23 protein-coding genes are annotated in these 24021 nt (G+C 58.8%); 10 read left to right on the top strand and 13 right to left on the bottom strand.

From position 1 onward, the window contains the following. The 5 genes from BN77_RS30575 to BN77_RS30555 all read left to right on the top strand — a co-directional run. Positions 1 to 1660, top strand: a 1660-nt coding sequence (locus BN77_RS30575; protein ID WP_040679119.1) for a BID domain-containing protein, incomplete at its 5' end; no start/stop codon positions are given. After that, on the top strand, positions 1657 to 2223 hold the full coding sequence (gene traF, locus BN77_RS30570) for a conjugative transfer signal peptidase TraF (protein ID WP_007539625.1): 567 nt from the start codon (positions 1657 to 1659) through the stop codon (positions 2221 to 2223). The genes BN77_RS30575 and traF, both read left to right, overlap by 4 nt. Next, on the top strand, positions 2213 to 3376 hold the full coding sequence (locus tag BN77_RS30565) for a conjugal transfer protein TraB (RefSeq protein ID WP_007539623.1): 1164 nt from the start codon (positions 2213 to 2215) through the stop codon (positions 3374 to 3376). The genes traF and BN77_RS30565 overlap by 11 nt, the downstream gene beginning before the upstream one ends. A gap of 15 nt (positions 3377 to 3391) precedes the next feature. Next, the gene (locus BN77_RS30560; RefSeq protein WP_007539621.1) at positions 3392 to 4006 is read left to right on the top strand and encodes a TraH family protein; all 615 of its coding nucleotides are present in this window, start codon (positions 3392 to 3394) and stop codon (positions 4004 to 4006) included. 109 nt (positions 4007 to 4115) lie between these two features. Next, entirely contained in the window at positions 4116 to 4862 is a 747-nt protein-coding gene (locus tag BN77_RS30555) for a nucleotidyl transferase AbiEii/AbiGii toxin family protein (protein ID WP_007539618.1), read from the top strand. On the opposite strand, the gene BN77_RS30550 is transcribed toward BN77_RS30555, so the two are convergent. Beyond that, positions 4859 to 5095, bottom strand: coding sequence for a helix-turn-helix domain-containing protein (locus BN77_RS30550; RefSeq protein ID WP_007539616.1), 237 nt, complete (start codon positions 5093 to 5095; stop codon positions 4859 to 4861). The genes BN77_RS30555 and BN77_RS30550 overlap by 4 nt on opposite strands. A 207-nt stretch (positions 5096 to 5302) precedes the next feature. On the opposite strand from BN77_RS30550, the gene BN77_RS30545 reads away from it, so the two are divergent. After that, on the top strand, positions 5303 to 5623 hold the full coding sequence (locus BN77_RS30545; RefSeq protein ID WP_007539614.1) for a transcriptional repressor TraM: 321 nt from the start codon (positions 5303 to 5305) through the stop codon (positions 5621 to 5623). Between the two features lie 3 nt (positions 5624 to 5626). Here the strand turns inward: BN77_RS30545 and BN77_RS30540 are convergent, their stop codons facing one another. The 12 genes from BN77_RS30540 to traI all read right to left on the bottom strand — a co-directional run bounded on the left by BN77_RS30540 (position 5627) and on the right by traI (position 16532). Next, positions 5627 to 6331, bottom strand: a complete 705-nt coding sequence (locus tag BN77_RS30540; RefSeq protein WP_028749347.1) for an autoinducer binding domain-containing protein — start codon at positions 6329 to 6331, stop codon at positions 5627 to 5629. A gap of 224 nt (positions 6332 to 6555) precedes the next feature. Further along, positions 6556 to 7878, bottom strand: a complete 1323-nt coding sequence (gene trbI, locus BN77_RS30535) for an IncP-type conjugal transfer protein TrbI (RefSeq protein WP_007539610.1) — start codon at positions 7876 to 7878, stop codon at positions 6556 to 6558. 10 nt (positions 7879 to 7888) lie between these two features. Then, on the bottom strand, positions 7889 to 8323 hold the full coding sequence (trbH, locus tag BN77_RS30530) for a conjugal transfer protein TrbH (protein WP_028749346.1): 435 nt from the start codon (positions 8321 to 8323) through the stop codon (positions 7889 to 7891). 2 nt (positions 8324 to 8325) lie between these two features. Then, positions 8326 to 9132: a P-type conjugative transfer protein TrbG gene (gene trbG, locus BN77_RS30525; RefSeq protein WP_007539607.1), complete on the bottom strand. Its 807-nt coding sequence runs from the start codon at positions 9130 to 9132 to the stop codon at positions 8326 to 8328. A 16-nt stretch (positions 9133 to 9148) separates the two neighbouring features. Then, complete coding sequence (locus BN77_RS30520) at positions 9149 to 9811, bottom strand: conjugal transfer protein TrbF (protein ID WP_007539606.1); 663 nt, start codon at positions 9809 to 9811, stop codon at positions 9149 to 9151. A gap of 23 nt (positions 9812 to 9834) precedes the next feature. Beyond that, positions 9835 to 11025 (bottom strand): P-type conjugative transfer protein TrbL, encoded by a 1191-nt coding sequence (trbL, locus tag BN77_RS30515; RefSeq protein ID WP_007539603.1) that lies wholly within the window; start codon positions 11023 to 11025, stop codon positions 9835 to 9837. Further along, positions 11019 to 11822: a P-type conjugative transfer protein TrbJ gene (gene trbJ / locus BN77_RS30510; protein WP_007539602.1), complete on the bottom strand. Its 804-nt coding sequence runs from the start codon at positions 11820 to 11822 to the stop codon at positions 11019 to 11021. Before trbJ ends, trbL begins: the two co-directional genes overlap by 7 nt. Next, entirely contained in the window at positions 11794 to 14250 is a 2457-nt protein-coding gene (locus BN77_RS30505) for a conjugal transfer protein TrbE (protein ID WP_028749344.1), read from the bottom strand. The genes trbJ and BN77_RS30505 overlap by 29 nt, the downstream gene beginning before the upstream one ends. A gap of 10 nt (positions 14251 to 14260) precedes the next feature. Beyond that, positions 14261 to 14560, bottom strand: a complete 300-nt coding sequence (locus BN77_RS30500) for a conjugal transfer protein TrbD (RefSeq protein ID WP_007539597.1) — start codon at positions 14558 to 14560, stop codon at positions 14261 to 14263. Continuing rightward, complete coding sequence (locus tag BN77_RS30495; protein WP_007539595.1) at positions 14553 to 14930, bottom strand: TrbC/VirB2 family protein; 378 nt, start codon at positions 14928 to 14930, stop codon at positions 14553 to 14555. The genes BN77_RS30500 and BN77_RS30495 overlap by 8 nt, the downstream gene beginning before the upstream one ends. Further along, on the bottom strand, positions 14920 to 15897 hold the full coding sequence (gene trbB, locus BN77_RS30490) for a P-type conjugative transfer ATPase TrbB (protein WP_007539593.1): 978 nt from the start codon (positions 15895 to 15897) through the stop codon (positions 14920 to 14922). The genes BN77_RS30495 and trbB overlap by 11 nt, the downstream gene beginning before the upstream one ends. Positions 15898 to 15908: 11 nt before the next feature. Next, positions 15909 to 16532 carry an acyl-homoserine-lactone synthase gene (gene traI / locus BN77_RS30485; protein WP_007539592.1) on the bottom strand — a complete coding sequence of 208 codons (624 nt, stop codon included), beginning with the start codon at positions 16530 to 16532 and terminating at the stop codon, positions 15909 to 15911. A 358-nt stretch (positions 16533 to 16890) separates the two neighbouring features. Between traI and repA the strand changes: the two genes are divergently transcribed. The 4 genes from repA (at position 16891) to BN77_RS35640 (ending at position 21253) form a co-directional block, all read left to right on the top strand. Further along, positions 16891 to 18123, top strand: coding sequence for a plasmid partitioning protein RepA (gene repA / locus BN77_RS30480; RefSeq protein ID WP_085989880.1), 1233 nt, complete (start codon positions 16891 to 16893; stop codon positions 18121 to 18123). Between the two features lie 97 nt (positions 18124 to 18220). Then, positions 18221 to 19228 carry a plasmid partitioning protein RepB gene (gene repB, locus BN77_RS30475; RefSeq protein WP_007539588.1) on the top strand — a complete coding sequence of 336 codons (1008 nt, stop codon included), beginning with the start codon at positions 18221 to 18223 and terminating at the stop codon, positions 19226 to 19228. Between the two features lie 185 nt (positions 19229 to 19413). Further along, the gene (gene repC, locus BN77_RS30470) at positions 19414 to 20628 is read left to right on the top strand and encodes a plasmid replication protein RepC (RefSeq protein ID WP_007539585.1); all 1215 of its coding nucleotides are present in this window, start codon (positions 19414 to 19416) and stop codon (positions 20626 to 20628) included. Positions 20629 to 21127: 499 nt separating this feature from the next. After that, positions 21128 to 21253, top strand: a complete 126-nt coding sequence (locus BN77_RS35640) for a hypothetical protein (protein ID WP_268871461.1) — start codon at positions 21128 to 21130, stop codon at positions 21251 to 21253. Positions 21254 to 24021 lie beyond the last annotated feature (2768 nt).

Here is a 24021-nt window from a genome sequence, read left to right as displayed (position 1 = left end):
TATCGGAAGAGCTGTCGAAGCCTATCGCGCCCAGGGCCGCGTCAGCGGAGCCGATCTCAAGGCCGATGTCGTGCAGGCGCTGATTGCCGATTGGAACCGCGACTATGATCCGCAAAAGTCGAGTCTCATTCTTGCGCACTTGCGCCGTGACGTCCGAATGCTCAACGACATGGCTCGCGCAAAGCTCGTCGAACGCGGCCTCGTCGCCGACGGTTTTGCTTTCCGAACCGAAGACGGTCACCGAAATTTCGCAGCCGGTGACCAGATCGTGTTCCTAAAGAACGAGAGTTCGCTCGGGATCAAGAACGGCATGCTGGCCAAGGTCCTTGAAGCGGCGCCCGGGCGTATCGTCGCGGAAGTCGGAGAAGGCGAACATCGCAGCCAGGTCACGGTCGAGCAACGCTTCTATGCAAATCTCGATCACGGCTATGCCACCACGATCCATAAGAGCCAGGGTGCCACCGTCGATCGGGTGAAGGTGCTGGCGTCCCTGTCGCTTGACCGCCATCTCACCTACGTGGCCATGACTCGTCACCGTGAGGACCTAGGTCTCTACTACGGCCGCCGATCCTTCGCCAAGGTAGGCGGACTGATCCCGATCCTGTCGCGCAGACAAGCCAAAGAAACGACGCTCGATTATGCAAGCGGCCGCTTCTACGCCCAAGCCCTTCGCTTCGCCGAGGCTCGTGGCCTTCACCTCATTAACGTCGCACGCACGGTCGTTCGCGACCGGCTCGAATGGGCGGTCCGGCAAGAGTCGAAGCTCACCGAGCTTGGCGCGCGTCTGGCGGCGATCGCCAGCAGGCTTGCTCTGTCCGCCCGCGCGGCCAAGACCACTCGATCGCACAGCATCAAGGAGGCAAAACCCATGGTATCGGGCGTCACCACGTTCCCAAAATCGCTGGAACAGGCCGTCGAAGACCGACTTGCCGCCGACCCCGGCTTGAAGAAGCAATGGGAGGAAGTCTCAGCGCGCTTCCATCTCGTCTACGCTCAGCCGGAAGACGCGTTCAAAGCTGTCAACGTCAATGCGATGCTGAAGAACGAGGCGCCCTCGAAATCTACGATCGCCAAGCTCGGTTCCGCGCCGGAGACCTTTGGTGGGCTGAAAGGCGAGACCGGCCCTCTTGTTGGCAGCGCGGACAAGCAGGTCCGTGAGAAGGCCGTCACCAATGCGCCAGCGCTTGCCCGGAACTTGGAACGCTATCTGCGTCAGCGCAAGGAGGCAGAACACAAATATGAAGCCGAGGAGCGCGCCGTCCGCTTGAAGGTCTCTCTCGACATTCCGGCACTGTCGCTGGCGGCAAAGCAGACGCTCGAACGCGTGCGTGACGCCATCGATTGCAACGACCTTCCCTTAGGCCTCGAATACGCGCTCGCCGACAAAATGGTGAAAGCAGAACTCGAAGGCTTCGCGAGAGCCGTATCGGCCCGTTTCGGCGAACGCACGTTCTTGCCGCTCGCCGCCAAGGACACGACAGGTCAGACCTTCCAGTCAGTGACCTCAACCATGTCTCTCGGCCAGAAGGCGGAGGTGCAATCCGCCTGGAGCTTTATGCGGACGATGCAGCAACTTTCCGCGCATGAACGCACGACCGAAGCGTTGAAGCAGGCCGAGACGCTGCGGCAAACCAGGAGCCAGGGGCTCTCGCTCAAATGACGCTTCCCGTTCCAACACGCGTGCGAGCGATGGCGCAGCGACGACAAGCTGCTATCACTCTGTCGGTGTCGGCTGCCGCCGTCGTAGTCGTCGGGCTGGCCGGTTTATTCGGCGGCTATCGCATCAACTTGACCCCGAGCGAGCCGCTCGGCGTCTGGCGGATTGTCCCACTCAACCGATCGCCTGGTGTGGGCGACCTGGTGTTCATCTGCCCTCCGGATACAGCCGCTACGCGCGTAGCGAGAGCGCGGGGCTATCTCCGCGCCGGTCTTTGCCCCGGCCACTTCGCGCCGCTGATCAAGTCGGTGGTCGCGGTCGCCGGCCAGCGGGTCGAGATCGCGGCCGAGGTGACCGTCGATCGACGCCTCGTTCGTGCTTCCGCTGTCGCCGAAAAAGACGGAGAAGGTCGGCCGCTGACACGGTTTACCGGCGGCGTGGTGCCGCGCGGTGAGGTCTTCCTGCATTCATCGTTCGCCGGCTCGTTTGACTCCCGTTACTTCGGGCCTGTGCCGGCATTAGGCATTCTCGGTCTGGCGCGTCAGGTGCTGACTTATGCGCCATAATTGGGGTTGTCCAGCGTTGCTTACCATCGCTTCGGTCGGCGTCGGAACGGTGGCATGGAGCGGCCAAGTTCTGTTGTTGCCGCTGGCGCTCGGCTTTCCAGTCCTCTGGTCGCTGTCGAAAACGAGATTGACGGCAACGTTGGTTTCCGCCGCATATTTCCTGTCGGCGTCGCGCGGCCTGCCGCAAGGTGTGGCCACGTTCTATGCCGCGGATATCTGGCGGGGCCTGCTGCTGTGGCTGGCTGCCTCCGCAAGTTTTGTGGCGGTGCATGCGCTGCTATGGGCGAAGGAGACTGGCCCTCATCCGGGCCGCTATCTTCTGGCGGCCGTCCTGATGGCAGTCCCCCCTTTCGGCATTACCGGGTGGGCGCATCCCATCACGGCCGCAGGCGTCTTGTTTCCGGGATGGGGATGGTTGGGACTGGCCGCCATGACAGCCGGCCTGGCAGGCCTCGTTTCCCGCCTCTGGCCAGCTGTGGCCATAGGCCTTACGGGCTGTTGGCTCTGGTCCGCCGCATTCTGGACCGAACCGAAGCTACCGGAAGCCTGGCGGGGCGTCGATCTCGAATTTGGTGCGTCGCTCGGGCGGGACACCAGCATGGCCCGCCACCGTGATCTAATTACAACGGTCACCGAACGAGCGTCGGGCGGTTCTCGAATCATCGTCCTTCCCGAGAGTGCCTTGGGCTTCTGGACGTCGACGGTCGAACGGCTTTGGAAACGTGCGCTGGCCGGACATGACGTGACCGTCCTGGCGGGTGCTGCAGTCGTCGACGCGGTCGGATACGATAACGTGGTTGTCGCGATATCTGCGGGTGACAGTCGGATCCTCTATCGGGAACGGATGCCCGTTCCCGGCTCGATGTGGCAGCCTTGGGAGCCGCTCTTCGGCGGTAACGCCGGCTCGAAAGCGCACGTTTTTGCGAACCCGGTCGTGGCGGTTGGATCCGGCCGGGTGGTGGTGCTGATCTGCTACGAGCAACTGCTCGTCTGGCCGGCCTTGGAATCGATGCTCGGTGATCCCGATGTAATTGTTGCGGTCGGCAACGGCTGGTGGACTAAGGGAACGTCTATCGTGGCCATCCAGCGGGCCAGCACCGCCGCCTGGGCAAAGCTGTTTTCCAAACCGCTCGTTTTTTCTTTCAACACGTGATGCCGAGGAGGCCCCATGCTCGACGCCGCCCTGATCAAAGACTGCGCCGACCCTTCACTGAAACCCGCGATCGTCGAGCAGTTCGTCACGGCGGCGGCGTCTGCCGATCCACTCGCCGTGACCGTCCGCTCCGGTGGGCGGTTGATCCTCGTGCCGAAGGCCAGATCCCCAGACGAGGCGATGGACATCGTGCGCCAATATGCCGGCAAGGCTGTCGTTCGTGTCGGTCTAACGCAGTTTCCGGCCGGTGTGGGCGTCAAGGACCCGGCCGATCTCAAACCAGATTTGGTCGATGCTTGCCAGAACCTGCGCATGGGAACGGTGATGTTCGCCAAGATCATGAGGATCGTCGCGAAATGGTATGGCAACCCGAAGAGCGCCGACGCCTTCCCGCAGATATTCGAGGACGCGGTCTTTGCTTGGAAAACCGGCGAGTTCGAAGGCGTCAGTGTGTTTCAGGCGGAAGATCCGGGCGGCCCGATCACGAATCAGGCTGAGCCGAATGACGGCGGGGAAACTGAGCCTGCGGATGAGGAAACTCCTGCGCAGACCGATGTGGAGCCGCGGGAGTCGCAAGAAGTCGGGAAAGCTGAAATGCGGATTGACCTGTCAAGGATCGGCGGAAAGTGATAGGGGCAAAAACCCGACACATCGAAAGGCTAATTGAAGCGCCAAGCGGGGCTGCCATACACGATGTACAGGTCGATGGGCTTACTTTGGCATTGGTGGGGGAACAGCGTTGGGCCGCGCATATCGCCTGCTTGAACGGATGTCCGAGGACATCGACCTGCACATCATAGGCGAAAAAGCAAACTCTCGCAGCGCGCTCAAGCGCCTGCGAGGCGAGGTGAACGACCGGCTTCAAGCGGCGGGTTTTGCGGCAGACCGCAATTATGTCGTCAAGCAAAATGACCGGTACGTCCGCTACGATCTGCCTTATGAAGCTATCGCAAAAGGAGAGGGCGTCTTGCGCCCGGAGATCAAGATCGAGTTGGCCGAATTTCCCATTTGCACCGCCTCGGAAAGCCGTTCCGTCTCTTCCTTTGTTGCCGAAGCCACGGGCGCGACTGCGAAAGCCGAAGATGTCGCATGTGTGAGACTGGTGGAAACCGCAGCAGACAAGTTCGTTGCCATCGGGCGTCGGGCCGGCTCAGCTTTCGCTGGGGTTGAGCCCCTCGACCACACGCTTGTCCGGCACGTCTACGATTTATCGCGAATGGATGGCCACTATGATGTGGATGAAGCGGCCGCGATCGCCTTGAGTACGATGAAGGCTGACGCCGAAAGCCGAGGCGGCGAATATGCAGCGTATAAGGCCGATCCCAGGGCTGAAACGCTCCGCGCGTATGATGTTGTGGCCAGGGACGGGAAGTTCGCGGAAGGCTATGTCAAGTTGCTCGGTGAAATGGTGTATGGCGAAAAGCCTGAATTTGCGTCAGCGTTTGAGAAAGTACAAAAGATCGCCGAACGGATCCGCAACGCCTAGGTCCGACGCGCCTGTGAGGTGGGACCGGCTACTGACAAGAATTCCCTTGGGTCGACGTCCAAAGCCTCTGAGATCTGGCCAAGGACGGTGAGAGTGGCCGACGTTTTGCCGCGCTCGATGGAGCCAATATGGCGCATGCTCAGACCAGTGCGGTGGGCGAGTTCTTCCTGCGTCAGCTTTTTGCCATGACGTATTCGACGCAAGTTTGTCGCCATGACCTGGTTGAGATCCATGGCGTGAGCGGAACCTGAATTGAAACTGTTCTTCCAGGAAGTATAGTTCCTAATCCGCGCGGTGCGTGTTATTGGTCCTCGCCTGTTATCTTTCCGAGTCGGTGAAAACCGCTTGTCGAGGATTCAGGCCGTGCAGCCGCGGCCCAAACGCTATATGCGGTGGGTAGCATGGTATTTGAGTGGTGATGATGTGTTGAGGACATGCGGATGACCGAGTGTACTGCATCCGGAGAACCTGCGCGCAACGAGGCAGGCTCGCGCTACAGTTCGCTCAAGAAGGACGAGCTGGAGGCCTTGGCAGTCTCAGCAATCCTGGAACATCGGCGCCTGCTCGACGCCGATGAAGCTGTCTACGAGGAATGGCTTCGGGCCAGCGGCGATCCATTAGTCTCAAGTGATGTTGCTCAGACCCTGCAGGATGAATATCTTGCGAGGCAGAAACAGGCTCAAGGCCAGCAGGAAGAACTTTCCGAGATCCTTGATGCCCTTGGCTATGTCCCTGTTGTTCCGTCGGGGGAAAAGGACTGACGATCAGAATAGTCCACGATCCTTCGCGATGGCGACGAGTTGAGGAATGGTCTTGGCCTCGAACTTCCGACGCGCACTGTCCAGATAGTGTTGGACCGTTCTGGCATTGATGCCGGTAATCATAGCGATTTCCGGTACGCTCTTCCCCTTCATCGCCCACATGAGGCACCTCCCCTCCCGTGGAGAAAGCGCCTGTCTCGGCGCCACGACCGATGCCGCACCTACTATCTTCAGGCAGTAGTGTATCGCCATGACAGCCTGCGTTGCCTTTCGAGCGTCGCGCAGTCTCGGTACTTCCGACTTTCGCTCCGATGACGCTAGTGTCAGCATCACCGTAGAGCCATAGCTTCCTTCAACGGGAATGGTCACACCACTGCAAATACCGTGCTCGACCGCCTTGTCGCGAAACTGCCGGAGTTCGGAGGAGCCGCGATCCGGCCAATCGTCGGCCGTCCATGCGAACATATCCATCCGGCGCTTGGCCTCCGTCACGACGGGGTCGATCCGCGCGTAGCGATTGGCAAGGTACACTCCCTCCCACGGCCTGGGATAAGAGTTGAACGTTTTTACTTCAGCGCCTTCGGTTTGCAGATAGGCAAATCGCTCAAATCCGCATGCCTTCGCAAAACTCTTGACTGCGTTCTTGATCATACGTTCGTTGTGCGAGGCTTCGGCCATATCGATAAGAGAGCGAAAGTCTTCGTCCACTGACTTTTTTCCTGCCTTGCGCAAGTGTGTGGTACTTACACCAGGGCCGGCTAAGCGCCGGCCCATGCGCAACCGGACTCGGATTCGCGAAGGCTGCTGGCGATGCCTCAGTGGCGCACAAATATGACTAATTACGTTCTCCGAGTATTCAAGCTCTGGTCTATCTAAACTATGACCAAAGAATGGAAGATTTTACCGCTTGGCGGATCACCGGTCCACACCTCTTAAAACCATCTGCGAGGCTCTGAACGGTCGCTGTTGGCTGACGGGAAAACGATATCCTGATCCACAAGGACATTGAATTTATAACCAGGGCGTATGCGGATCGTCGGTTGGACGTTCAGGTTTTTAGAGATCGTCTCCTCGGCTGTCCGGCCGAAGCTTTCTCCGAAATTCCGTCTTGCCGCGTCAGAAGCGGTTTCCTGCGCTGCAGGCGTTGAGCTTTGCGGCACGGACATATCGATCCCGGCCCCGATCAGCGCGATCAGGGCGGCTGAACCGAATGTTTGCCAGAGATGGCGATCGACCTCGTCTTCGAACCCGCCGTAGCCCTCGGCATCGGTGCCGGCCATGCCGCCGATCTGCAGCGTCGAGCCATTCGGGAAAATGAGATCAGTCCAGACGACGAGAACCCGCTCCTGACCGAACGAGATTTTCGAGTCGTAGCGGCCAAAGAGCTTGGTGCCCTGCGGCACGAGAAGGCGGTATCCGGTGGCGCTGTCATAGACGTTCTGACTGATCTGCGCGGTGATACGTCCCGGCAGGTCGGAATTCAGGCCGGTGATCAGCGTGGCCGGGATCACCGAGCCGCGCTTGAGCTCATACGGAGACATCTGCGGCACGACCTGGTTCGGCAGATAGCCGAGGTCTTGGATGTCCTGGTTGAAAAAATCCTCCTTCGAGCTCTGGGCGTTCGAATCGACGTTCTGCCCCATAAAGCCGGCTTTCATCGCGGCCGCATAAAGATCGCTGGCGTTGTTGGTCCTTCTGTCGGGGTTCTGGCGACCGATATCCTTGCTGTTTGCCGACGCTCTATTCGCGTCTGAGATGTCCACCTTAAGCGGCGAATCCAGCGCCGTCGCGCGTGCCTGAAGTCGCGCCATTCGTTGGCGCTGCGCTTCGCGAACATATTGTTCGTCCTGCTCACGTTTCAGACGCGCCTTCCATTCCTCGTCTGACTCCATACGGGAACGCCGGTCCTCCGGCTCGACCGGCCGCCCCTCGGCAACACGCTCTTCCTTCTCGACTTTCTGCTCGATGACAGGTGTCGGCTGAAACGTGTCGTGCTCAACCGGTTCGCCGACGATGCCGTCGGTGACGCCACGCTTGAGCTGGTCGCCGAAATTGGTCGCTGGCGTGTTGGAGGCGCTGTCGATGTCGTTACCTCGGTTGAAGGAAAGCCCTCGCCATGACAGGCCGATCACGACGATGCCGCAAAACAGCGCGACAAGAACAATAGTGAGGATGATCGGCAGAAGGTTGAGGCGACGCATGGCGTTCTGATCGTGGGCCTGGCTGGATGCGCCGAGTTGGAGCGATTGCACCATGGTCCCCTCCTTAATTGCGCTGCATGACCGACAGAGGGCTTACTGGCGTGGCGCCATCCGCCGTCAGGTTATAAGCGCGGCTGATCGCTATGGAAGCAGTGGTCACCCGCGCGAGGACTTGGTCGTCAATGCTGTCGATCGCATAGGCAAGCTCGAGGGGCTTCATGTCCCGGCCTCTGTTGTCTGCCACGACGGTGTATCCCCCTCGTTTGAGGGCTGCCTCGAGGGCGGTCGCAAACTCTGACTGGTCGTTCTTCATCTTGATCGTTGTCGTCCCGGCAGAGCCGATTTGCTCGGCCAGCCGTCCGGCCATGTCGCCCGCAACGGCCCTTGCGGCCGGTCCTGTGACAGCCGTCTGCGTCGTGCCGGTGGTCAGTGCGTCATCGGCCGTTTGGCAACCGGCAAGAAAGGCGGCCGCGATCAGGGCTAACATTAGCTTGCCCATGGTCACCCTCCCCGCTTAATCGTGATTTTCTGTTGCCACCATCCCACGCCGGAAATGAGGATCGCCTTGTCGACCGCGTAATCGACGATCATCATGTCGTTCTTCATACGGTAATTGACGATGCGGTTCTGGCCGCCGGAGACAACGAAGAGGACCGGAGCGTCCTGGCCAGCGATTGACTTTGAAAACTGAATGTAGGTCTTTGCTCCATCGGAATAGACCCGTTTTGGTTTCCAAGGGGCGCTGCCGCTTACCGAATAGGAGAAGTTCAGCTTATCGGGTGCGGTACCTGGAATGCCGGTTTCAAGCTGCGCATTGATGTCAGCGAGCTTGGTCGAAACATCATCGGGGTACTCAAAACCAATCCGGGCCGTGTACTGGCTCGGATGCGACTTGAGCTGGATATGGTATGTGCGTCGCGACGTCGTAACAACCATGGAGGTCACCAGGCCGGCTTCGGACGGTTTGACGATCAAATGGATCGCCTGTCCGCCGGTCGCCCCCGAGGTCGCTGGCTCGACCTTCCAACGCACGGTATCGCCGACAAGCACGTCGTGGACAATCTCGCCGCTCTGCAATTCGATATCGCAGACCTGCAGCGGTGAGCAGACGACCGAGGGTTGGGTTTCGCCGAAGAGGAAGATAACCTTACCATCCGGACCGGTGGTGACGAGACCTGCCGTGCCGCGCCACTTCCTTGAAATGCTGGTGCCCTTTACCTCGTTCGATGTCATGCTTTGCGCACATGTGCCACTCGCTAGCGCGAGTCCTGCCAAGCCGACGGCCGTTATTAATCCTGTTCTGTGCATGTGAGTTTTCCTGCCCTTAAAGCTGTGCCGTCCAGTCGAAATCGCGGACGTATAGACCGATCGGGTTGAGGCGGATTGTCGCCTCATCCTGCGGCGCGGTCAGTGTGACCGTCGCGATGCCCCGAAACCGGCGCGTGCCCATCTCCATGCCTTTGCGGTCGCGCTCATATTCGGTCCAGTCGATCTGATATGTCTGGTTTGAGAGCGCGACGATGTTGTTGACCTCGATCGCAACCGTCGAGGTCTTCGCCTTTTCGAACGGCGAATTGCCGCGGAACCAGGCATTGATCTTCTCGGTGGACGGGTCTGAAGTCCTGAGGAGTGCGTACGTCCGGTCGATATATTGCTTCTGCACAACTGCATCGGGCGTGACGGAACGGAAGCTGCTCACGAAGTTGCCAAGGGTCGCGCGGACAACGCGCACATCAGCATATTCGATTTGTGCTGGAAAGCCGGCGGTCACAGAGGTTCCGAGTTTGTCGACCTCGACGATGTAGGGCATGAGCTTAACCTGTGTGCTTAAATACAAGGCGTAAGTGAAGCCGATCACCGCCATTGTCATGCCGAGAATCCCGACCACCCGCCAGGCGACCGCGGCTTTGACGTATGAGCCATATCGCTCCGACCATTCCTGGCGTGCGGCGAGATACGGGTTTTCGGGAGCGTTCTTGGCGCCCATTCGATCATCCCCTTCTCTTGTTGTTAGTCGTTGCGTTCGGGTGGTCGCTTGGCGGCGCTGTGGCCACTGCGGCTTTCCTCGAGCTTGGCGTTTGCGAGCCCTAGGATCGATCCCGCGTACGCGCCAGGCGAGCCGATCGCCTTCTCCTTGGCTGCGGATCCTGCAGCTCTGCTGGCCGAGCCGATGCCGGCGCCGACGCCCTTGAAGGCAGCCCCGATGACCGACGAGCCCGCGGCTCGAGCCGCTTGGCCTGCCGAAAATCCGGCTCCAGCCGCCCCTGCTCCGAGAAAACCGGCGCCTGCGGCGAAGGACGTGGCTTGGCCGCCGTGGCGAATAGCCTCCATCCCTCCGGAAACCGATGCCCCCTGCACTACGCCCTGCATGATGTTCGGAACGTAGCTTGCGATGATGAAGATGACGACGGCTATACCGGCTATCGCCAAGGCAGTTCGAAACTGGTCTCCGATATCGGGTTGGTTCGCGAGTCCGATCAGGACCTCCGATCCGATACGCGAGATCATGACAAGCGCCATGAGCTTCATTCCCACCGAGAAAGCGTAGACCAAATAACGGACTGCGAAATCTTTGGTGTAGGATGATCCGCCAAGCCCGAGCATAATCATGCCGGCGAGCAGACCGATATACATCTCCACCATCACACTCACGAAAATCGCGGCAACAAGCGAAAATGAGATGACGACGACGACCATGGCGAATGCTGCCGAGATCGCGAGCGCGTTGTCCTCGAAGAGGCCGAACTGGATATTCTCCGACATTTTCGTTGCGACGGCGAGGCCAGCGTTGAAGACGTCGGCAGGTGAAGCAGTTCCACCGCCAGCCCCAATCTGGAAAAGGCTGTCGACCACAGCCTTGGCGAAGGTCGGCCCCTGTCCGAGCACGAAGGCGAAGAAGCCGACGAACATGATCCGTCGCACCAGCTCTGCGAACCAGCTATCAAGTGATGCTGCCTGGATGGCCAGCCAGACGGCTGCAATGCCAATCTCGATCGTCGCGAGAATCCGGAACAACGATTTCGCAGCATCCATGACGGTGGTCTCCCACCCCTTGGCAGCCGTCGAGATCTGGTTTTGAAGTGATGTTAGCACCGATCCTTCTTGGGCGAATGCAGGCTGGGCTGCCACCGCCGCAAGTGCGGCGATCAACACTGCGGCGCGCAGCACGTGAAAGCTTGTTGTGGCGCGCATGCTCACCATTCGACTTTCATCCTTTCGCCGCCGGACGTTGAAGGTGCAGTTGCGCTAAAGAACTTTTCCCGGCGAGCCTGTGCGAGATCCTTGTCAGTCTGCTCGGTCTGGAGCCAGGTGCCCATCATGGTCATCTGTTGTGAGACGAGCCCTCGCAATTTCTGCATCTGCGCGACTTGCTGCGAAGCGATTTCGTGACCGACCTGGAGTGCCTTCATTTGCCCGTCGGCGGTCTCGGACATCGAGCGCAGCGAAGACATCGTGGCTTCCTCGCTGTCGAATTGGTCGGCCGTGAGACTTGCCGCCTTCAATGTACTGGCGATCGTGTCACGGTTGGTATCTGACCAGGTTTGGTATGTGGACGAGAAGCTGGCGGCATTCGGAAGGTTGGTCTTGAGATTGGCATAACTCTGGAAGCGCTGCTGCAAGACATCATCGGCATTACCCATCGAGAACGATATGCTTTGGCCTTGGTCAACGATGCTGCGAAGCCGGTTGAGGTCGCTCTCGACCTGTCCCCACATGTGAGATGGCAGGGTCGCTGTGTTTTGAAGCAGGTTCTGATAGATGTTCAGCTGCGTTTCGATCTGCTGGCTAAGCTGGCTGATCTGCGTCACTTGGTTCTGGATCTGCTCCCCGGATTGACCGACAAGCGAAACCAGTTCGCTGTTGTTGAGCACCTGTGTCCACTCAGTTGCTGCGCCGGTGGCGGTGCCAGCCTCGGCTGGCGCCATGGTAGCAAATCCGATTGCGAGGGCGCTTAAGCCCGTCATCCATCTATTCGAAATTGAGCAGCGATGCGGCATCGTGAACTCCTCTCGTGTTCAGCCAGTGGATTGGCCAGTCGCGGCCGTACTCGGCAATCAGCGCCCGGATACTCTTTAGATCGTTCTTGCCTGAGGCCCCGACAAAGCTCAGCGCGACAGGGCCGAGCGTCATGTCGAACAAGCGCCGGCCATCTGGTGTTGAGACATAATATTCGCGCTTTGGGGTCGCGCCAGCGACGATATCGATCTGGCGCTCGTTAAAGCCGATGCGCTCGTAGAATTCCCGCGTTCCCGGCTCGCGCGCCGCACCGTTCGGAAGGCAGATCTTCGTCGGGCAGGATTCCTTCAGGACGTCGATGATCCCGGAGTGCTCCGCGTCCGAGATCGATTGTGTGGCGAGAACCACGGCACAGTTCGCCTTGCGCAGCACTTTCAACCACTCGCGGATCTTTGCGCGAAAAACGGGGTGACCGAGCATCAGCCAGGCTTCGTCCAGCACGATCAGGCTTGGCGAGCCATCGAGGCGCTTTTCGATGCGCCGGAACAGATAGGTGAGCACCGGCACCAGATTGCGCTCACCCATATTCATGAGGTGCTCGATCTCGAAGGTCTGCAGGGCTCCGAGCGAAAGACCATCCTGCTCGGCATCGAGCAACTGGCCCATCGGACCGTCGACAGTGTAATGGTGGAGCGCGTCCTTGATCTCGCGCATTTGAACGCCAGACACGAAGTCCGAGAGAGATCGGCCCGGAGCGGTTGTCATCAGGCCAACCTGTCGGGAGATGGCGTTGCGGTAATCGGGCGTTGTGGTCACACCTTGCAGCGCGACCAGCATCTCGATCCATTCGCTCGCCCAGGCCCGATCGGCATCACTTCCGAGTTCGGAGAGAGGGCAAAAGGCAAGCGCCCTTCCCTCCCCTTCGTTGTCTCCGCCAATTTCGTAGTGGTCGCCGCCACCCGCCAACGTCAACGGCAGCAGTGAGTTGCCTTTGTCAAAGGCAAAGACCTGGGCGTTCTCGTAGCGCCGAAACTGCGCGACGATCAGCGCCAGAAGCGTCGACTTGCCGGAGCCCGTCGGACCGAACACCAGGGTATGTCCAACGTCGTCGACATGCAGGTTGAGGCGAAACGGTGTGGAGCCGCTGGCCACCTGCATCAGCGGCGGCGAATCCGGCGGGTAGAACGGGCATGGCGCAACGGGGCTACCTGACCAGACCGTATTGAGCGGGATAAGATCGGCCAGATTGTTGGTGTTGATCAATGGCTCGCGAATATTGCAGTACCAATTGCCCGGCAGGCTGCCAAGATACGCATCGGTGGCGTTGAGCGTTTCGATCCGGGCTCCGAAGCCCTCGGCCTGGATCAGCCGTCGGATCGCCTCCGCCTTCTCCTGGAGAGCTTCGCGGTCGTGATCGAACAGCACGATCACTGGCGTGTAGTAGCCGTAGGCGACCAGTTGCGATGAAGCCTGTGCAATTGCGTCCTCGGTCTCGGCAACCATGGTCATGGCGTCCTGGTCAACGGATCGGCTCTGCGTCTGGAACAATTGATCGAAGAAGGGCCGGACCTTCTGCTGCCATTTCTTGCGGGTGCGTTCGAGCTTCTGTCGCGCCTCCTCGGCATCGAGAAAGATGAAGCGCGACGACCACCGATAGGTGAGCGGCATCAAATCCAGACTGTTTAGGATCCCCGGCCAGCTTTCCGCCGGCAATCCGTCGATTGCGACAACCCCGAGAAACTGGTTCTCGATCTTCGGCGTCAGCCCATGCTCGAGCTCAGCTGTCGCAATCCAGTCGAGGTACATGGGAACGTCGGGAAGCCGGATCGGATGGCTCTCACCGGTGATGCAGAAGCGAACGAACTGCAGCAGTTCGTCGTATCTGGCACTTCGCGTCCCCTCTCGTTCACTGACCTCACGCGTTTCCATCCTACGAATCGAAAGGTTGTTCGCAAGATACTGCTCGATTTCCCGAATGGCATTCTTGAACACGAAGAGCACCGTGTCTGCATAGGACTTCTTGCGGCTTTCCGCGTCCGAATAGATGTATTTGCTCAGCGCCGTCTTCGTCGACTCCAGCGGCCGGTAGGTGAGAACGATTGCATGCTTACTCTCGAAATGTCCCTGTTCGCGCGCAAAATGCGCCCGGCGCTCGGCGTCGATCGCGCGTGTCACGGGATCGGGGAAATGGCACCGATCGTTGGACGGGTAGTCTACGGTCGGTATGCGGATCGCCTCGACCTGGATCATCCAGCCGCTTCCGAGCCGAGAGAGGATTGAATTGATTTGCCTCGACAGCTCGTTGCGTTCGAGAGCGGTCGCGCTTTCGGAGTCCGGGCCGGCAAAGTACCAACCCCCCATGAGACTGCCGTCCTTCAGAAGAAGAACGCCGTTATCGACGAGACCGGCGTAAGGAACGAGATCGGCAAAGGATGGGCCTGTGGCCCGGAAGCGTTTCAGAGCTACCATGGGCGCCTCCTCAGTACCGGCGCCAAGGCGAACTCGTCGGCTTGTAGTAGGGCCTGTAGGAAATGTGCCGGACATAGACCTGGCGCATCAGCGGGTCGGACTTCGCCATCATCCTGAGAACCCGCACGATCAGGATCCAGACAGCAACGCCGAAGATTGCCGAATAGATCGTCAGGACGACGAAGATCAGAATGACGGCGGCAAGCCCGGTGAGCAGCACCAGTTCGCGATCTGCTCCCATCAAAAGATTCGGACGGGAGAGAGCCCGATGAATGAGATTGCGGTGCAGTCCGGTTAGCGACTCAGCCATTGGCCGCCTCCCCAATGGTGGTCGGATTGGGCCGTTCGTTCGTCAATCCAATCGACGCACCGGTCGAACCAAATAGACCGACAATCTGGGTCGCTCCGAGAAGGATCCCTGCCACGAGCACGACGTAGACGAGACGGCGCGCAAAATCGTTGAGCTCGCCGCCGAAGATCAGCATGCCGCCGGCTATCGCCATCGCCGCGAGCGCAATGGCACCCGCAACCGGACCTGTGATCGACTCCTGGATTTGCTGCAGCGGTCCTTCCCAAGGCAGACCACCGCCCGAGGAGCTGGCGAGGGCCGGATCAAATGAGGCGAGCACGATAGGGGCCGCAAGGAGCGCGATGGTGAAGAGGGAAACCTTACGCGACATGACGCGCCTCCTCTTCTTCGGTGAGCTGATCGGACTCGGTTTCGTATTGGCCGCGTGCGAAACGTTCGACCTGAATTACGTCGCGGATGCTTCGTCCGCGCGGCGTCCGCTCGATCGAGATGATCAGGTCGACCGCCTCACCGATCACCTCTTGCATCGGCTGCTGGCTTGCTTCGGCAGTTAATTGTTCCAGTCGTCGAAGCGCCGACATGGCACTGTTCGAGTGGATTGTCGCCACCCCGCCGGGATGGCCGGTATTCCACGCCTTGAGCAATGTGAGCGCAGCGCCATCGCGGACCTCGCCGACGACGATGCGGTCAGGCCGAAGGCGCATCGTGCTCTTCAATAGACGCGCCATGTCGACGGTATCACTCGTGTGCAGGAGAACGGCGTTTTCAGCCGCGCACTGGATCTCGGCGGTATCCTCGAGAATTACCAGCCGCTCTTCTGGCGCGGATTTGACGATTTCGTCGATCACCGAGTTCGCGAGCGTCGTCTTGCCGGAACCTGTTCCTCCCGAGATGATGATGTTGAGCCGTGCGGCGATGGCGCTGCGGATCGTCGATGCCTGCTGTTCGTTCATCACCCCGGACCGAATGTAGTCGTTGAGCGGGATGAGCCGCGACGCTCGGCGCCGAATGGTGAAGGCGGGTTTAGCCACCAGCGGGGGCAGTAGCCCTTCGAACCGGTGGCCGCCGATCGGCAACTCCCCGGATATGATGGGCTGCTCGTCATCCACTTCTGACTGAAGTGCATGAGCGACGGTTCCGATCACCATTTCTGCGGCCGCGGAGGACATTTCTCCGGCCGGCGTAACGCCTTGGTCGAGCCGTTCGATGAAGAGCTTTCCGTCCGGATTGAGCATGATTTCCACAACGGTCGCATCGTCGAGGGCGGCGCAGAGCTGATCACCAAGCGCCTCCTGAAGTTTGCGCACGAGCCGGGGATGGGAGCGAAGCTGGTTCAAGGCGGTCTCCTTTAGGCTGCTTGGCTGAAGGTTTTGAGGTTGGATCGGTAGTTCGGTGGCCGTAGCCTCTCGAAGATCCCAGCGTTCACAGGCAACGTGCCTGCGACGGCGGTCGTTACGCCGACCTTCTGAGGCTTGCCCAATCTCTGCAGCGGCCATTCCACACGAGCGAGAATTCGCTCGAACCTGAGATCGGTCACCGTGACGATCTCGGAGAAGCCGTTCGCGACGCACCATTCAGTGATCCCGGCGAACATGGTGACTGTAGCCTCGTGCAAGGTACCGTCTCCCCTCCCCTCTTCGAGCGTGGTGTCGACGCAAAACCGGGAGCTTTCGATCATACCGGGGTGGGCGTTCAGCCGACCTTCGGGAAGCAGGGAGGGAAACACGTCCGCCACCATGGTCGGGCCGGTAGCAGGAAGCAGGCGTGCGGCGCCCGCTAGTCGTCCGCCTGTGGAGATGGCCAGAATGTAGTTCGGGCCCAGAGCGTCGAATGCATCTGCCTCGCAGCCGTCAACGACCTTCACCTCCCAATTCAGCCGGTTGGAGAAGACCGCCGCACGGAGCTGATGATGGTTTTGAAGCAGCTGGGTTTCAGAATGACTCTTTGGTTTCGAGATCGCTAGAATCTGCATGAATCTCTCCGTCGTTGTTGAACGACAGAAACTCAGCACGAATAGGAATCGGGCGTCAGTTGTCGAATCCTACAATGTTTGGCGAGTGAGTCGCGATCCGTTGATCTCTGAGTCGGGGCGGTTCAGGCTGCTTTGAAGCAAAACGCCCATTGCAGGGGTTGTAGGATTCACAGATAAACAGATCGGGAACGCAATAGGGTCATGACCTTGATAAACGCTTGAAAACAAATCAGAAATCTGCGCGTGACTATCTCGTCGCCTCGTTTGTGTTAAGCAGCCGTTAACCATTAAGACCTTGCCAGCAAAAGCGTTTCGGGTATCGTCACGGTAAATATTCTGTTCTGGCGATAAAACCGTGATGAGAGATTTCAACGTGAGCGTGGCGACGAATAATAACCGCGAGGCCTTGCCCAGCGTCGACGAGACTATCGGCGCGCAGGCCGATCTGCTGAGCTCGCACCTTCAGTCGATGAGCGAAGCACTGTTTCCACCTACTTCTCACAAGATCCTGCGAAAATTCACATCCGGCGAAGCCGCCCGGCTGATGGGTGTATCCGATTCCACGTTGAGAAAGATGACCCTGGCTGGCGAAGGTCCGCAGCCGGAAACGACTAGCAACGGTCGGCGACTCTACACCTTGTCCGAGATAAATCAAATACGACACCTGCTGGCCCATTCGACCCGCGGCCGCGGCAGCGTTGACTTTATCCCACATCGCCGTCCGGGCGAGCATCTTCAGGTTCTTGCGGTAACGAACTTCAAGGGGGGATCAGGCAAGACGACGACGTCGGCTCACCTTGCGCAATATCTCGCGTTACAGGGCTATCGCGTTCTCGCTGTGGATCTAGATCCACAGGCGAGCCTATCGGCCCTGCTCGGCGTTCTTCCGGAACTGGATGTTGCTTCCAATCAGACACTTTATGCTGCCATCCGATATGACCAGGAGCGCCGCGATTTATCTGAGGTAATTCGCCCTACCTACTTCGACGGGCTCGATCTCGTGCCCGGTAATCTTGAGCTCATGGAGTTCGAGCACACAACTCCAAAGGCTCTGAGCGCTGGTGGTAGCGGTGAAACGCTTTTTTTCGCGCGTGTGGCAGAAGCGCTCGACGGTGTTGCCGACAATTACGATGTAGTCGTGATCGATTGTCCGCCCCAGCTCGGCTTCCTTACCCTGAGTGGGCTGTGCGCGGCCACAGCGATGATCGTGACCGTACACCCACAAATGCTCGACGTCTCGTCGATGAGCCAGTTTCTGATGATGACCCGAGACCTCCTCGGTGTCGTTCGGGAGGCAGGTGGCGACCTCAAGTATGATTTCGTCCGCTATTTGCTGACGCGGTTCGAGCCACAAGATGCACCACAAACCAAGGTCGCCGCCCTCCTCCGCAATCTGTTCGACGACCACGTCCTCACGAACCCGATGGTTAAGTCCGCGGCCGTGTCGGATGCCGGTCTTACGAAGCAAACACTTTATGAGATTGGACGCGAAAATCTCACCAGATCCACCTACGACAGGGCGATGGAAGCCCTGGACGCCGTCAATGTCGAGATCGAGACCCTTATCAAGCAGGCCTGGAGCCGCGCGTGATGGACATTCTCACCGCCATGTTCCCCTGCCGGCCTGGTTATTGGGAGCTCCCAACAAGGAGCGAAACTCGCAGTCGGAATAGAATAGGAGAGGAAATGTGAGCAGGAAGGATTCGATCGACTCTCTCTTCCTGAAGAAGCCGGTTGCTCCCGCTTCATCAGCCTCCAAATCAGGCGACCGCGTGCGCACTGGCGCAATCTCGGCCATGGGTTCGTCGCTCCATGAGATGGCGGAAAACGCCAAACAGGCCTCCAAACTCCAGCAGCAGCTTGCCGAAGGTGAAGCGGTCATCTCGATCGAACCGGCGTCAATCGATACGTCCAAGATCGTCGATCGAATCCCCATCGAAGTCGATCCTGCGTTCGACGCTCTTGTCGAAAGCATCGCAGAACATGGCCAGCAGGTTCCGATCCTTGTGCGGCCAAACCCTCAGGCGCCAGGACGATTCCAAATCGCTTACGGCCGGCGCCGTCTGAAAGCGGCAGAGAAGCTGGGCCGTCCCGTGCGTGCGATCGTTCGCAACTTGTCGGATAGCCAGCTATATGTCGCCCAGGGCCGAGAAAACCTCGACCGGAAAGATCTGTCGTTCATCGAGAAGGCTTTCTTTGCAAAAAACCTGGAGGATGACGGATGCGACCGGCCGACGATCATTGCGGCGCTCGTCTCGGACAAAGCGGACGTCAGCCGCTACGTCGCCATCGCCCGCCAGGTCCCGCAAGACCTAGTCAGATTGATCGGTCCCGCACCGAAAGCCGGACGCGCGCGCTGGATGACGCTCGTCGAGCATCTCGCCTCCCCCGCCAAGCTTGACACCGCACACGAGTTGCTCGCGGGCTTCGCAGAGGAGAGGCTGGAAAGCGACGCGCGTTTTGACGCGTTGTTACGCGCACTTAGCGAGCCACGCAAGAAAGAGCGCGCTAAGAGCTCTGACCTCTGGAAGACGCCCCATGGAAAGCGCGCAGCACGCGTCGAGGCGCGTGAAGGCAAGACGACTATCATCTTCGAGGAAAAGGTCGTCCCCGCTTTTGGGCAGTTCGTCTCGACGAAGCTGGATCAGCTGTACAGGGAATTCCAAGAACTCAACGGTAATGGAGAAGAGCGATGAGCTAAGCGTGTGTTGGGTGAACAGGCCAAACTCACACGGCAAAGAAAAAGGCCCCCGAAACAAATCCCGGAAGCCCTTCTCAATTAGTTCGCACCTAGAGAATCGCATTTCCCGGAATCCACGTCAAGAGTCTTTGGCATCGTTTTGGTGATCGTTTTCTGTTGCCTTTCGAAAGGTAAAGGAAAATGCAGACTGATCGCATAGCGACGCCCTTCGGGCGGCGGCCAATGACGCTTGCCTTGGTGAAAGCTCAATTCGAGTCCGCGAGCATAAAAAAGCACAAGTCGGCCGACAAATGGAAGATCTACCGAGACGCCTGTGATGCGCGGACCCTACTTGGACTGCGCGATCGGGCGCTGGCTGTCCTCAACGCGCTGCTGTCATTCTATCCCGAGACCAATCTGACTGAAGGGGCCAATCTCATCGTGTTTCCGTCAAACGCGCAGTTATCCGCTCGCGCCAACGGAATCGCTGGCACGACACTTCGGGAGAACCTGGCTCTTCTCGTCGAGGCCGGTCTGATCCACCGAAACGATAGCCCGAACGGCAAGCGCTACGCGCGAAAGGGGCGGGACGGTACCATCGAAACCGCTTTTGGCTTCAATTTGGCTCCACTGCTTGCGCGATCGGAAGAGCTCGCGATCATGGCTCAGCGGGTGGCTGATGAAAACCAGCGCCTGAAGGTGGTAAAGGAAAAAATCACAATCGAGCGCCGGGATATTCGGAAGCTCATTTCCGCTGCAATAGAGGAAGGCGCTTCCGGCGATTGGCAAAGGGTTGAGGAGCAGTTTATTGCCGTTGTATCACGGCTTCGGAACGCCAGAGCGGCGGGGGACTTGGCAGCTCTCCTGGACGAATTGACGTTGCTGCGGGAAGGTGTGGTCAACATGTTGGAAGCGCAGGTTCTTTCAGCAAATTCCGATGCCAATGGTATCGAAATCCGCCAGCACATACAGAATTCAAATACCGAACCTCTTAATGAACTTGAACCTAGCTCTAGAAATGAGCTGGGGCGGAAGCCGAGCCAGGCGCCGAGGCGTCAAGGGGAGCCGATAAAATCATTTCCACTTGGCATGGTCGTTCGAGCGTGCCCGCAAATATCAGATTACGCGCCCGGCGGGCGAATTGACCAATGGCGCGATATGATGGCCGCTGCTGTGGTGGTTCGTTCGATGCTGGGCGTGTCGCCCTCTGCCTATCAGCAGGCCTGCGAAATCATGGGCCCAGAGAATGCTGCCACGGTGATTGCCTGCATTTTGGAGCGGGGAGGCCACATAAATTCAGCGGGCGGATATCTCCGGGATCTCACCGCTCGCGCGGAACGGGGTGAGTTTAGCCTCGGCCCTATGTTGATGGCACTCATGCGAGGCGCCGCGTCAGCTCAGGGCAAATCGGCATAGCAATTGCGATGGGAAGCGATTCTGTTGGGAGCTCCCAACAAACTGCAAGAGGCGGAAAGCAAGGGGTGATCCGACGCCGCGCGCTCATCGCGTACTCATAATATGAAACCGTCCTCCATACTCGCACGCCTTCCAGTTTTGCCCCAGTGCTAAGGACTGGAAGCGGGAGGGGGCCTGCGTTGATTGTCAATCAATAGATAGGTCATCGCCATGAAGTCATTCGAACAACGGTCCTTTCGGCGCAGCCGCTGCCGCCATGGCGCACCCACGCGCGGGCGAAGGTGAGCCCGAGGTGCGCACTCTCTCCGGCCAAACGGTACAGACGACCGGCGAAGTTTGATCTTGTCGAGATTGTTGAAATTCTCGCCGCCCTCTTAACTTATTCCGATAATCATTGCGCACCCCATCGAGGCCCTAATCTATTCGGCTCTCTTGCTCTGCCGGGGAACCGAGAAGCCAACTCTTCTGCTCATTCGTGAATGAGCAGAATGAGATCCTTTTGAGCGACGCCGTTGGCGCAGGCGAAGATCTCGCCGAAGACCTCTTCGCCGCTGTCGTCCCCTCACCGAGCGGTAGCGCGATCCTGTTGGAGGGTACGTGGCGTGATAACGCTTTCTGCCTCTAAACATGATGGCTGCCTTGCAGTGGCTGATGGGGAACCCTGAGCGGCTTCCGCGATGGCTCACATGATGAGGGTTGCTTCAGCTTGCACGGCAGATTGTTGAAAGGGTCGCCAACGCAAAAAATGACAACCGCTGTGCCGCAGCAAAAGGGGCAAAGTGACGCCAGATCGCGTGGAGTTGGCACGACGCGCCGTTCAATTTTCCTTCGCGGACATCATCGGGCTCCACGTCGTGGCCCGCAATATTGCGCCCTTTGACCTTGATGCCCGGTACTATGGCGTTTTTGGCGTCGGAGGACGCTTCCCACAGCAGCCTCGAAAGCTACCCGCTCATCCGCAAGGCTCGTTGCTTTGCTAACTGCCATTGGTGTCGCCGCGTAGGGTTATCCTGTAGAGAGCGTACGATGCCTCTGCCCTTCCCCGTTCTGGCAAGGTACTCAGGGCCGTCGAGCCGCAGGAGATCTATTACAGAATCCTACCGGCTGGGAAATGACAAACGACGCGAACGCGGTCGAGCTCAGCCAGAATATCCATGTGATCGAATCCCAGTTTGATAAAGCCGCCTACGCGCTAATCGTCCAGCTGTCCAACGATCTGAAGGCGGTCCGCCGTATGGGCCTCACTGACATGAACCATTATCACCTAGCATCTGCGAGGCCTTTTCTTGTCTTGAGCGGGAGGTTGCCGAGCGAGCGAATTGTCGCGGCGGGCTGACCGCATTCGTGCGCGGCGGGCAGGGCGTATGATAGCGCGCCGGTTGGCTTGCATCGCGCCAAGCTGGAGCTTGGCGACGCGGCCAGAATGGCTCGCGCATCGACTTCACCGGGAAGTCCATCTGGAAGCTCCTGTCGCGTAAGGACGAGGCTGCCGCTGAGGGGAACCCGCTCGTCAACTTCGGCGGCTTCCTCAAATTCTATGGATATCGGCGCAGCCAGCGTTTCGATCTTCTGCCGGCGGAGAAGACCGCGGCGGACATGCTCGTTATCTCGGAGGAATTCCTGGGGCAGGAGAGGGCGCGCCTTCGAAAAGGCCACCGACTACCAACTGACGTTTCGTGCGACGGGCCGCACTTTGATCGAAGTCGAACGCCAGTCAACTGCATCGTCCTTCTAGCCTAGGAGGTGTGAGGCGCACCCTTTGTTCATCGCGAAGAAGCCGTAAACGATGTTTTATGGCGATCACCCAAACGTGGCGCCGGCCTTTGTGGCCGGCGTATCACAGGACCGGGAAAGATAGGCTCGAATTGACTTTGCGGATCTTGGACGCCGCCCAGCAATGGCTGGTGCGGCTCGCGCCACTTCTTGAAGCGGATCTTCGCTCTCTACTAGATTGACCGGTTCCTTCGCCTGGACTTTCCGGACAGTACCGATCTTGATGACAGCCTGCCCAAAGCTGATGAGGAACCACAGCGGCCGAGTGTCAGGCTGCTAGGAAGCGCTGTTCATATCACTTCTTCCGTCCCAGTCCTTCGGGGGCTATGTCAATGCCAGCAATATCGCCGAACCCCATCTGATTGCCGCAATGGCAATGGGTTCAAGCGAGCTCGCCGGCGTTACAGATCTGCTTGAGGGTAGTTGGAACGGGTGGGGGCGAGTTCATTCACGCATTCCTGCCGAAGAAATACCAAAAATGCTCCTGTCAGCAGTTCCTCTACCCAGCCCCGCTTTTGGCTCGAGGAAGATCGCGCCTGGTCACACTTTGTAGACTGGCTCGCCGTGGCGGGGCAGAGGGTCGTGCCCGACGCTGATGTCAAATCGCTTCATCATTTCAAGAGTTGGCTTTCTCTGCGCGCATCAAGGCTCGATTGGAGACGATCTATCGCAGCGTCGTCGAATTGGCGATCCTCAATCACGAGGTAATTGACAAGGAGCGTTTTGATTGGTCGCAGACGGCAGCACCTCTTTTCGCCTTACACCGCGACCTCGAGCGTTGCGGGCCGTGCCTTGTAGAAATGGCAATCTGCACCTCGCCGGTCGACAGCGGTCGTTCCTGCTCCGCTATCGATTTTGGCGAACTGGAGGGAGAGCGATGCCTACCATGACGGTCTTGCGATAGTGTCGACCTGAAATCGCAAGGAACGGCAGCTTCATCTTTGACAGCAGTTTCTTGGAAGAGCTCCATCTGCCCTACATGTATACCCAAGGCGACCGCGCATTTCATGATGCGGCTGAAGCCTATGGTGACGCCTCACGCCGGCCATGGATCCAGATCACTGAGGACGCTGATCCGGAAATGCTGATCTGTCCCCTTCCCACATCTTGGCTCGGTCGAAGAATCTTCGATGTAGTTGACGGCCGGTTGGCTCGGAAATGTTTGATAGGCGGGATATCGATCGTTGGATCGGAAAGATCGTGAAACAATCATGCGGTGGTCGACAGCCTCCGTCGAACGGCTTTGAGACGCAGCCGCACCAACTAATGAGTCTTTTCGGCGCGGGCGATGAACGCAGGCGATATCCATGTTCTCGTCCGGCATAAGGAAACTGAGGAAGTTTGGATCATGTAAGCGCCTTCTATTCGCCCGAACCGTTGCAGAAGCCGGCCGAGTGGCGGACTATACGACGGCCGGCAAGCGCAACGGAAAGCACACCTATCCAGAAGCATTTGGATCCCGTCGCCTTTCTCAGATAAAAATTTTGCTCCTCTTTTAAAATTCACCGGCATATACCCAGACGGTCTATTCTGCGCTCAGTACTGATGACGAACAGGATCGCACCGATGCAATTCGCCAACGCCATGGATGGGCTGGTAGCAGGGTCTGCAATCACCGCT

It is taken from the genome of Rhizobium mesoamericanum STM3625 (genome assembly GCF_000312665.1).
Classification (GTDB): domain Bacteria; phylum Pseudomonadota; class Alphaproteobacteria; order Rhizobiales; family Rhizobiaceae; genus Rhizobium; species Rhizobium mesoamericanum.
Note: the sequence above shows the minus strand (reverse complement) of the source record. Positions and strands in the feature narration are given on the sequence as shown.